Origin of the sequence: Sphingomonas sp. AAP5 (genome assembly GCF_004354345.1) — a bacterium.
Lineage (GTDB): Bacteria > Pseudomonadota > Alphaproteobacteria > Sphingomonadales > Sphingomonadaceae > Sphingomonas > Sphingomonas glacialis.
Genome location: NZ_CP037913.1, coordinates 1,088,182 through 1,097,880 on the forward strand (window position 1 = coordinate 1,088,182; position 9,699 = coordinate 1,097,880).

General features: G+C 66.7%; 9 protein-coding genes, 1 pseudogene and 1 riboswitch. Of the genes and pseudogenes, 5 read left to right on the plus strand and 5 right to left on the minus strand.

The window, feature by feature from the left end; genetic code table 11:
- Positions 1-73 precede the first annotated feature (73 nt).
- Complete coding sequence (locus tag E2E30_RS05015) at positions 74-1,003, plus strand: NAD(P)/FAD-dependent oxidoreductase (protein WP_133187799.1); 930 nt, start codon at positions 74-76, stop codon at positions 1,001-1,003.
- Here E2E30_RS05015 and crtI read toward each other — a convergent pair.
- The 4 genes from crtI to E2E30_RS05035 all read right to left on the minus strand — a co-directional run bounded on the left by crtI (position 1,000) and on the right by E2E30_RS05035 (position 5,203).
- Positions 1,000-2,622 (minus strand): phytoene desaturase family protein, encoded by a 1,623-nt coding sequence (gene crtI, locus E2E30_RS05020; protein ID WP_133187801.1) that lies wholly within the window; start codon positions 2,620-2,622, stop codon positions 1,000-1,002. The two genes, E2E30_RS05015 and crtI, sit on opposite strands and share 4 nt — an antisense overlap.
- Complete coding sequence (locus E2E30_RS05025; RefSeq protein WP_240699041.1) at positions 2,619-3,566, minus strand: Brp/Blh family beta-carotene 15,15'-dioxygenase; 948 nt, start codon at positions 3,564-3,566, stop codon at positions 2,619-2,621. The genes crtI and E2E30_RS05025 overlap by 4 nt, the downstream gene beginning before the upstream one ends.
- A complete protein-coding gene (locus E2E30_RS05030) occupies positions 3,556-4,323 on the minus strand; it encodes a bacteriorhodopsin-like (RefSeq protein WP_133187805.1) in 768 nt (255 codons plus the stop codon). The genes E2E30_RS05025 and E2E30_RS05030 overlap by 11 nt, the downstream gene beginning before the upstream one ends.
- A gap of 256 nt (positions 4,324-4,579) precedes the next feature.
- A complete protein-coding gene (locus tag E2E30_RS05035) occupies positions 4,580-5,203 on the minus strand; it encodes a LuxR C-terminal-related transcriptional regulator (RefSeq protein WP_133191934.1) in 624 nt (207 codons plus the stop codon).
- 497 nt (positions 5,204-5,700) lie between these two features.
- Between E2E30_RS05035 and E2E30_RS05040 the strand changes: the two genes are divergently transcribed.
- The 4 genes and pseudogenes from E2E30_RS05040 to lysA all read left to right on the plus strand — a co-directional run bounded on the left by E2E30_RS05040 (position 5,701) and on the right by lysA (position 8,123).
- On the plus strand, positions 5,701-5,973 hold the full coding sequence (locus E2E30_RS05040; protein WP_133187807.1) for a hypothetical protein: 273 nt from the start codon (positions 5,701-5,703) through the stop codon (positions 5,971-5,973).
- Positions 5,974-6,016: 43 nt separating this feature from the next.
- On the plus strand, positions 6,017-6,535 hold the full coding sequence (locus E2E30_RS05045; RefSeq protein WP_133187809.1) for an SAM-dependent methyltransferase: 519 nt from the start codon (positions 6,017-6,019) through the stop codon (positions 6,533-6,535).
- The gene (locus tag E2E30_RS05050) at positions 6,532-6,792 is read left to right on the plus strand and encodes a hypothetical protein (RefSeq protein ID WP_133187811.1); all 261 of its coding nucleotides are present in this window, start codon (positions 6,532-6,534) and stop codon (positions 6,790-6,792) included. Before E2E30_RS05045 ends, E2E30_RS05050 begins: the two co-directional genes overlap by 4 nt.
- A gap of 40 nt (positions 6,793-6,832) precedes the next feature.
- Positions 6,833-8,123 (plus strand): annotated as a pseudogene (gene lysA / locus E2E30_RS05055) (diaminopimelate decarboxylase).
- A 7-nt stretch (positions 8,124-8,130) separates the two neighbouring features.
- Here the strand turns inward: lysA and E2E30_RS05060 are convergent.
- Positions 8,131-9,192: a HoxN/HupN/NixA family nickel/cobalt transporter gene (locus tag E2E30_RS05060; protein WP_133187813.1), complete on the minus strand. Its 1,062-nt coding sequence runs from the start codon at positions 9,190-9,192 to the stop codon at positions 8,131-8,133.
- A 234-nt stretch (positions 9,193-9,426) separates the two neighbouring features.
- Positions 9,427-9,664, minus strand: a riboswitch (cobalamin riboswitch).
- Positions 9,665-9,699: the final 35 nt, after the last annotated feature.

Here is a 9,699-nt window from a genome sequence, read left to right on the forward strand (position 1 = left end):
GTCGACACCGGCGGCGCTTGGTCTTTATAGCGCCGCCGGTGTCACACGTCGTGCCTATCGGACGGGAACTCGAATGAAGATCGCCATCGTCGGCGCAGGGATCGCAGGAGCGTCCTGCGCTGAAACGCTGCAGGCCCGCGGCCACACCGTCCTGATGTTCGACAAAGGGCGCGGGCCCGGCGGGCGGATGGCGACGCGGCGCGCGCCGGGACCCGACGGCGACGTCGCCTTCGACCACGGCGCGCAATATTTCACGGCACGCGACTCCGCCTTTGCCGCGCAAGTCGCGCAGTGGGCCGCCGCGAACGTCACGGCGGCATGGCCGAGCGCGGGGGACGATGCCTGGGTCGGAACGCCCGGGATGAGCGCGGTGGTCAAGGCCATCGCCGAACGGTTGGACGTCCACTGGACCACCAAGGTCGACACGATCCGCCAGGACGGCGCGGTCTGGAAGCTCGACCCGGTTTCGGACATGGCGTTCGACGCCGTCGTAATCGCGACGCCTGCCGAGCAGGCAGCACCGCTGCTGGTCGCGCATGATCCCGCGATGGCGGCGATGGCGCAGGCCTGCCCGTCGGCACCGTGCTGGACCGCGATGGTGGCGTTCGACGAACCGATCGCGATAGCAACCGACATTCTCCGCGACACCGGCATCCTTGGCTGGGCGGCCCGCAACAGCGCCAAGCCCGGACGCGGCGCTGGGGAAGCCTGGGTGCTCCAGGCGACGCCGGACTGGTCCCGCCTACATCTCGAGGATGCGGCCGAGAGCGTCGTAGACGCTTTGCTCGCCGCGCTGGCGGACCAAGCCACGCGCGCACTGCCCCCGCCCACCGTCCGGATCGGTCACCGCTGGCGCTATGCGCGCGTCAAGGCGACACAGCACGGGGCGCTGTGGAATCCCGCCAAGCGCATCGGCGCGGTCGGCGACTGGCTGCTCGCGCCGCGGATCGAAAGCGCGTGGCTGTCCGGCCGGATGCTCGCCGACCGGATCGGCCCAGCCTAGCGCGCCGCCGGGACGCCCGCGATGATCGCCGGATCGATCGCGTAATCGCGCGCGATCTCGCGTGCTGTCATCTTCGCGGACATCATCACCGACGGCGTCCCGCCGCCCGGCTGCGTGCCCTGGCCGACGAGATAGAGGTTGGTGATATCCTCGCTGCGATTGTGCGGGCGGAAGAAAGCCGTCTGCGTCAGCCGCGGCTCGACCCCGAAGCCGTTGCCCGCATACGCGCCGAGCACTTGCTCGAAATAGTCGGGCGTGACGAAGCTCTGATAGACCAGCCGCTCGCCGAGGTCGGGGATGTAGCCGCGCTCGTCGAGGAAGGTCAGCACCTTCTGCGCGAAGGCCTCGCCCACCACGTCCCAGTCGACATCGCCGAGCGTGTTGGGGACGGGGATCAGCGTATAGGCCGCGTGATGCCCTGGCGGCGCGAGGCTGGGGTCGGTCATCGTCGGGATGTGGAGATATTGCGAGAAGTCTTCCGCGAGGATCTTGCGCTCGAAAATGTCGGTCAGCAGTTCCTCGTAGCGCGGGCCGAGGATGATGTTGTGGTGGCGCAGGTCGGGATCGCCGTCGCGCTTCTGATAGCCGAAATAGATCACCATCAGCGACATGCTTTGCTTGCGGAACTTGACCACCGCGTCGCGATTGATCCGCCGATGCGCCTTGTCGATCAGCTTGAGATAGGTCGTCGCGTAATCCCCATTGGAGACGACGAGATCGGCGGCGAGCCGCTCGCCCGACGCCAGCGTCACGCCGGTCGCGACGCGTTTGCTGCCGCGCTTCTCGACGTCGATCCGCGCAACCTCGGCGTTGAGCTGTACCGTCCCGCCGAGCTCCTCGAACTTGGTCACCATCGCCTTCACCAGCGCGCCGGTGCCGCCCATCGCGAAATGCACGCCCCAGGTCTTTTCGACGAAATGGATCATCGCATAGATCGCGGGCACCTTCAGCGGGTTGCCGCCGATCAGCAGCGGCTCGAAGCTGAACACCTGCCGCATCTTGTCGCTCTTGAAATATTTGCTGATGAGCGAGAACAGCGGCTGGACCGCGCCGAGCTTGAGCAAGTCGGGCACGACGCCGAGCATCGAGCCAAGGCTGCCGAAATAAGTGTAGCCGAGCTCGAGGAAGCCACGCTGGAAGATCGCACGCGCGGCTTCGTGGAAGCGTTCGTAGCCGTCGAGATCCTCTGGCGCGAGCTGCGCAATCTGCGCGCGGACGTTGACCGGGTCGGCGTCGTAATCGAAGAAAGTGCCGTCGTCGAAATAGATCCGGTAGAAGGGCAGGACGGGAACGATCTCGAGATAGCGGCTGGTGTTGGGCCCACCGCTGACACCTTCGAGAATCCGCTTTTCGGCAAGCACGTCGGCGGGAAAGTCGGGTTGCGCCAGCATCGCGTGATCGCGTTCGAGCGAGAACAGTTCCTCGATGAAATGCGGCACGGTCAGCACGGTCGGCCCCATGTCGAAGGTGAAGCCCTCGGCGCGCCGGACATAGGCGCGGCCCCCGACATCATCGAGCTGTTCGACGATCCTGGTGTCGAAGCCGAGGCTCTGCAAGCGGATCGCGCACGCGATGCCGCCAATGCCGGAGCCAATTACGATCGCAGTACGACGGGTCATGGGGTCGATGTCTTTTCGTGAGAGTAAGGCACGGCGATAAGCCGTCTTTCGATCCAGCGCGAGAGCAACAGATGCGGTACCGCCACCGACGCTAGCAGTTGAAACGCCTGCGCGACCAGGCTCGCGTCGACGCGGGACGGAACGAAGCCACGCAGGCCCCACCAGCCAAGGATCGCGAGGCCGGAGAGCAAAGCGCCAGTCCCGATCCAGCGCCCTAGTGTCATGTCATGTAAGGCCGAACGGGTCTGCGCCAAGTGCCGCGGCGAGTGGAGGAAGACGAAAAACAGCGCGAAGCCCGTGACGGGCGGGAGGATGACGAGCAGGACAAGGCACAGACTCATCGCCGCAGCCCAGTGGCGGCTGCCATCGCGCCACGCAAGCGCGACGCCGACTCCGGTGACGAGCAGCGCGACCGGCGCTGCGGCGGTGATGATTTGCGCAATGACCGCCGCGCGCGGATCGCTCATCGCGACGAACAGCGCCGACACCTCGGCGGGATGACCAAGCGTCGCCGCCGCGATCACCGCGGCGCCCGCGGCAAACCGCAGCAGCGGCTCTTCGAGCATCGGCCAATCCTCGCCGAAATGGACCGATGCGACCGCCAGGAACACCACAAGAGCGACCAGCGGCAGCGTCATCCACAGCGCGACCATCAGCACGGCGATCGCCACATATCCGCCGATTGCGAGCCAGAGCCCCGCACGGTCGAGTGCGACCGATCGACGCAACAGCGCGATGTCATAGGCCCCGTGCGGTAGCCCGCCCCCGATAAAGACCAGCGCGGCGGCGGGTTGTGTGAGCGGAACGCCCATCAGCGTCATCCCGATCAGTCCGGCCGCCGCGACCCAATAGGCTGGATACACGACATCGCCGCGCCCGGGAGGGGCACGGCGAGTCGATGGCGGGTGCGGGTGGGCAAGCGCCGTCATGCGATCAGGCAGCATAGCCCTTATGCCCGTCGGCTTCGGCTTCCGACTTGCGGACCGCGATCAGGAAAATCAGGATGCCGAGGCCGGCCTTGGCGACGATATCGGCGATCGTATACCCGATCTGGATCGTCGTGGTGACGTTGCCGCCGGTCAGCCCGGCATACGGTGCCATGTAGACAATCGGGTAGAAACCCCACGACGCGAAGGTCAGCAGGCGCGCCTTGCGGACCAGACCTTGTGCGCTGGCAGGCTGCTGCTTGATTGAGGCGCCGAGGCCGCTGAACAATTCCCACACGATGTAGACGAACGGGATCGCCGACAGCGTCCCCCAGATCGCGCGGGTCGGGATGTCGCTGGCGATCTCACCGGGATAGCCGAGGATGATCATCAGCGCCGCCGCCGAGCCGAGGCGGATCGCCTTGGACGACGTCTCCTCGCGCGACAGCCGCATCACAAGCACGAGTTCGATCAGCAGCAGCGGCACGGTCAACAGCCAGTCGACGTAGCGATACGCATCGTTGAACGCGTAGCCCGTCGCGGTGACGATGCCGTCCTTGAAGGTATAGGCTTCGTTCCAGCTCTCGAAGATCCGGAAATAGTGATAGGCGGCGATTCCGGTGACGAGCCCCGAAATGGTCAGCGCGGTACGATAGGCCGGCGCGACTTGCCCACGGCTGAGCCAGAGGAATGCGGTGGCGGCGCCCATCGCCGCGAAGGTGAACGAGAACGCATTGTAGACGAGCGAGAATTGAAAGGGCGTGACGATATCCATCGGAATCTCCGTCGCAAGGGTACGCGGCACGGATGCGCCGGGCAGGGGGGGATTCAGGATGCCGCTCAGTCGTGGCGGAGCGCCCCTTCATCTCCAGATTTGTCGCCACAGCAGCACCACACGGGCGAGGGTAACCCTGACCGCACACCGAATGGCTGAACGGGTGCGGCAATGCCGCTGTGGCGACCCCACTTTCCTAGAATGAGCCGGTAGCGGCGGCGATACGGGCTTTGTGCCGTACCGGGGTAACGCGGTATTACAGGCCAGCCTCGACAGCGAGGCGGATAAGATCTGCGGTCGTGTTCAACCCCAGGCGATCCATCAGAATGGCACGGTGCATCTTGACCGTCTTTTCGGCCAGATTGAGTTCGGCCGCGATCTGCTTGTTGAGCAGGCCGTTCGCGACGAGCTTGAGCACCTGGCCCTGCCGCGGCGACAGCGCCTTGACCATTTCCGCCGCGCGGATACGGCGCATGCTCGATGGGCTTGCCGCGCCGGCGTCGATCTCGAGTTGCGATCCGAGGAAATACAGCAACGCGTCCTGCTCGTCATAGATCGGCGCGACGAGCACGGCATTGCGGAATGGCTGGCCGCTGCGCTTGTAGTTGAGGATTTCGACGAGCACGGGGCGATGCTCGCGCACCCCGCGCCGGATTTCCTCGGTCAGCCAGGGTTCGGTCGCGGGGCCGGAGAGGAAACGGCAGTTGCGTCCGACGACGAGATCTGCCGGATATCCGGTCAAATCGCAGAACGCATCGTTGCAGGCGACGATCGGATTGTCGGGCAACCGCGGATCACTGATCACCGACGGAATCGGGCTATCTTTGACAAGACGGATGTGGCGGTTCGGGGCAGACGGGAGTTCCAACGTTTGTGCCATCCCGAGTGTGCGCCCATTTCCTGTGGGCTGTTCTACCGCCGACAGGAGGATAAGCCACGCACTTTGTGCCCTATCTCGGTCCATTTTCCGATCACACTGATCGGAGCGATCATTCGACGCGGTTTCCCTGATGTCGTCAGCCATTCTCGGCCCGATGCAGGATTTTCAGAGCTCCGGATCGTCATCCTCGGACCGAGGCTGCCTTGGGGGGCAGCCCACGGCAACGAACCCGCCGCAGACCCGCGCGATCATGCGATCCTGACACGCAAAATCCGTGTTCGTGGCTCCGTGCCATGGGACGAGACTAGCAGCCCGTGCGAGCTTCGACGGATGCAAGCATGCGGCGGGGATTACGCGGATTCTACGCGTTTGCCGCCCAAACAGTCTCGCGCCTTTATGCGCGCAGTCGCTATTTGGCTTTCTACAAGGACATCCGCTCTCGAGCGTCGCTTCGGCGGTTTCGGTTTCTGGGATGATCCGCATGAGGAAGTCGAGACATGACAGCATCACTCAACCCGGAGCCCGACCAAGCGCGCCCGGTTTTGAAAGTTGGACAGGATCGCGCCGGCCATTGGCTGGTGCAGGATAGCGGCGGCGCGCTCGAAGGCCGCTTCGTGTCGCGTGCCGCGGCGATCGGTTTTGCGCGCAGCGAGCTGCATGCCTTTGCGGGCGCTGTGATCGAGATGGCGGCGTCTCCGCTGGTCGCGACGATTTCCTTTGCGCCGATTCAACCGTGGGAAACCGCGCGCGATCATCGGAAGGCCGCCTGATGCGCCCGATCTCCCGCCGCAATGCGCTTTCGGGTGCACAGCAATGACCTATGCTGCCGAACATACGATCGATGGCCCGTCCTGCCTTCACCGCAGTGCCCGCAAACGCATCGTCGCTGCCCCGCGCCGCCCGCGCTGCCGCGACACGCGCTGGCCCGAGGTTGCAGCGACGCTCGCCGCCTTGCGCGCCGCCAAGCGCTGCAGCGTGCGGATCGTCGATGTCGATTGCGGGGCGGGGACGCTGCTGCTGTGCGCGGTGCGGTTCGCGCGCGCGCTCGGCTTCACCGCGATCGAGGCGCGCGGCATCGACGCCGCCCCGACGCTGATCGGGCGCGCCAGGGTGGCCGCGGCGGCAGTCCGCGACCCGGCGATCGGGATCGTCTTCGAACGCGGCGATCCCGTGGCTGCCTTGTGCGCGGAATGCGATTTTCCGGCCGACATCGTGCTGTGGCACGGCTGCGAGGGGACGCACGGCGAAGCCGCAGTCCGCGCCGAGCGGACCGCGCTGTGCGCCGGCCACGCGGTCATCGCGGATCACCCGTCGCCACGGATCGCGGCATGACGCATCGCGATCTCCTGTGGCGCGGGCTCGGCGTCGCGCTTGTCGTCGTCGCCACTACGGTCCGCGTGGCGGATGGCGATGGCACGCATAGCGCGGCAAGCCTGGTGGCGTTCGTGCTGACGCTCACCGGCCTCGTCCTGATCGTCCAGGGCAAGCGCGTCCCCGCTGCGCTCCGCGTCGAGCGCAGCCGACACCGCCTGCTCGCGCAGGCGATTCGGGCCCGACGCCACAAGCGGACCGACGACAGCAACGCTTGATCCACGCGTCTTTACACGATCCTTTCCGGAACGGACTCCTATGCCTCTTCCTTTCGACTGTCGCGACGGCGTCCTCCATGTCGAGGACGTCGCTCTGCCGGCGATCGCCGCCGCGGTCGGCACCCCGGCCTATGTCTATTCGACCGCCGCGCTCCGCACTTCCGCGCGCGCGTTCCGCGCCGGGCTGGCGTCCGTGCCGCGCAAGCAGCTTGCCTTTGCGGTGAAGGCCAATCCCAACCTCGCCGTGCTGAAGCTGCTCGCCGCGGAAGGCTATGGCGCCGATATCGTTTCGGCGGGCGAGATGCTGCATGCACTCGCCGCAGGAATGCCGGCTGAGAGCATCGTCTTTTCGGGGGTGGGGAAATCCCGTCGTGAACTCGCCGCCGCGCTCGACGCCGGGATCGGGCAGTTCAACCTCGAGCTCGAAGCGGAAGGCGTGGTCCTCGCCGCGATGGCGGCAGCGCGCGGCCTGCGCGCCCCCGCCGTGCTGCGCGTGAACCCTGATGTCGACGCGCGTACCCACGCGAAGATCTCGACCGGCCGCAAGCAGAACAAGTTCGGTGTCGCGCTGGACGATGCGGCGGCGATCTATGCGCGTCTCGCCGGGCGCGACGGCCTCGATTTGCGCGGGATCGCGATCCATATCGGCAGCCAGCTGACGGATCTGGCGCCGCTCGAAGCCGCTTACGCACGTGTCGGCGAGCTTGTGGCCGGGCTGCGCGCGGCGGGGCATACGATCACGCATGTCGATCTCGGGGGCGGCCTTGGCCTTCCGTATCGGCCGGGCGACGTGATGCCGAGCCCGGCGGCGTACGGCGCGATGGTGGCGCGCGTGACGCGCGGCTGGGATGTGACGCTGCTGTTCGAGCCTGGCCGCTTCATCGCCGGCGACGCGGGCGTGCTGCTGACCGAAGTGCTGTGGGTGAAGCCGGGCGCGGTCGACCCCTATGTCATCGTCGACGCTGCGATGAACGATCTTGCGCGGCCTGCGCTCTATGACGCGTTCCACGACTTCGTAGCAGTCCGGCCGAGCGGGCAGCGGATGACCGCCAACATTGCCGGCCCGGTCTGCGAAAGTGGTGACACCTTCGCGATGGGGCGCGAGATCGATGCGGTGGCGGCGGGCGACCTCGCCGTGTTCCGCACCGCCGGGGCGTATGGCGCGACGATGGCGTCGACCTACAATTGCCGCGCTAGTGCCCGAAGTGCTCGTCGATGGCGATCGCTTCGCGGTCGTCGCCGAGCGGATCGCGCCCGAAGCGATGCTCGCCGTACAGCATATCCCGCACTGGATGGCGGAGGTCGAGGCGGCCCCGCGCAAGGCCGCCTGACGCCTCGCTACGGGGCGAGCGCGGGGGGCGGCTCGTGGACCGCGATCTCGTCGAAGCGCATCCAGCGATAGATCAGGAAGCTGACGATCCAGGCGCTCGCGAACAATCCGATGATCCAGAAGCCGAGCAGATTGAGGTGGCTGCCGAGCCCGGTCGCCACGTCCCAGATCCCGCCCGACAGGTTGAGCTTGTCAGCCAGCAGGGCGGCGGTCTCGATCCCGCCGATCATCACCGCCACCAGTGCCGAGACCGCGGTGATCGTGACGTTGTAATAGAGTTTGCGGATCGGGCGGACGAACGCCCATTCATACGCGCCGAGCATGAGGATGGCGTCGGCGGTATCGACCAGCGCCATCCCGACCGCGAACAGCGCCGGGAACACCAGCACCGCGGCAAACGAGAAACCGTGTGCTGCCTGCGCGGTCGAGAGGCCGAGGATCGCGACTTCGGTCGCGGTGTCGAAGCCGAGGCCGAACAGGAAGCCGAGCGGCGCCATGTGCCACGGCCTCGTGATCAACCGGAACAGAGGCCGGAACAGGCGGGAGAGGGGGCCTTTGCCGGCGAGCAGCACGTCGAGATCGTCGGCGTCGTAGCTGCCGCCGTCGCGCACGTGGCGAAAGGTCTTCCACACCGAGCGGAGGATGACGAGGTTGATCGCCGCGATCGCGAACAGGAAGCCGGCGGAGAAGATCGTCGCGATGACGCTGCCAGCCGCCTTGAGCGTCTCGAACTGCGCGAGCGCGTTGGCGGTGGCGGCGATCGCGACCGAGGCGATCAGGATCACCGCGCTATGCCCGATCGCGAACCACAGGCCGACGCTGATCGGCCGCGTGCCGTCCTGCATCAGCTTGCGCGTGACGTTGTCGATCGCGGCGATGTGATCGGCATCGACCGCGTGGCGCAGCCCCAGCGTCCAGGCGAGCAGCGCGGTGCCGAGCATGGCAGGGGCGGCGTGGAACAAGCTGCCGGCCCAGATCCACGCGCCGATATTCGCCGCGAGAAGCAGCGCGAACAGCGCGATGATGCGCGCCCGCAAACGCCGTTTGCGGCTTGGCTGGAGCCCGGTCATCGGGCCGCCCGCTGCGCGCTGGAGTGATGCGCGGCCGGTACCCGATCGGCGCAGAACGATCGAAATCGCATGAAACGTCCCCCGGCGTCGGACGAAACCGGCGGGCCTTCCGTATCGACGGCGACAGTCGTGCCGCCCGGACGCCATCGCGACCGGCACGCCTGCTCGTGCGGCCCCCCGCACCTTCGTCGCTCGACGGGCTTCACCGTGCCGCGGCCATCCCCTGGACCAAGGCAAGAGCGACCCACGCCGGCAGGTCTCCTGGCTCACGGGTCACCGCCACGCTGCACGGCCTTCCCAGGGCGATCACGCAAGCGTGTCCGTCCCAGTGGCTGCCCCCGTCGCACAGACGCGGGCGATGTGCAGCGCGCTCGCCGCTTACAGTTGCAGGGACAGCCTCGGCTTCGGGGTAACCCCCTCACCGCGTTCCCTTTTAAGCCCCTTTCGGGACACCAGCGTAGTCACGAGACGGGCGATCCTGGGAACCGTTCGCCTCGATGGAGGACG

Bases quoted from the DNA above. Each gene is read 5' to 3' on its own strand.
- E2E30_RS05015 (WP_133187799.1), top strand. From the start codon at position 74: ATGAAGATCGCCATCGTCGGCGCAGGGATCGCAGGAGCGTCCTGCGCT.
- crtI (WP_133187801.1), bottom strand. From the start codon at position 2,622: ATGACCCGTCGTACTGCGATCGTAATTGGCTCCGGCATTGGCGGCATC.
- E2E30_RS05025 (WP_240699041.1), bottom strand. From the start codon at position 3,566: ATGCTGCCTGATCGCATGACGGCGCTTGCCCACCCGCACCCGCCATCG.
- E2E30_RS05030 (WP_133187805.1), bottom strand. From the start codon at position 4,323: ATGGATATCGTCACGCCCTTTCAATTCTCGCTCGTCTACAATGCGTTC.
- E2E30_RS05035 (WP_133191934.1), bottom strand. From the start codon at position 5,203: ATGGCACAAACGTTGGAACTCCCGTCTGCCCCGAACCGCCACATCCGT.
- E2E30_RS05040 (WP_133187807.1), top strand. From the start codon at position 5,701: ATGACAGCATCACTCAACCCGGAGCCCGACCAAGCGCGCCCGGTTTTG.
- E2E30_RS05045 (WP_133187809.1), top strand. From the start codon at position 6,017: ATGACCTATGCTGCCGAACATACGATCGATGGCCCGTCCTGCCTTCAC.
- E2E30_RS05050 (WP_133187811.1), top strand. From the start codon at position 6,532: ATGACGCATCGCGATCTCCTGTGGCGCGGGCTCGGCGTCGCGCTTGTC.
- E2E30_RS05060 (WP_133187813.1), bottom strand. From the start codon at position 9,192: ATGACCGGGCTCCAGCCAAGCCGCAAACGGCGTTTGCGGGCGCGCATC.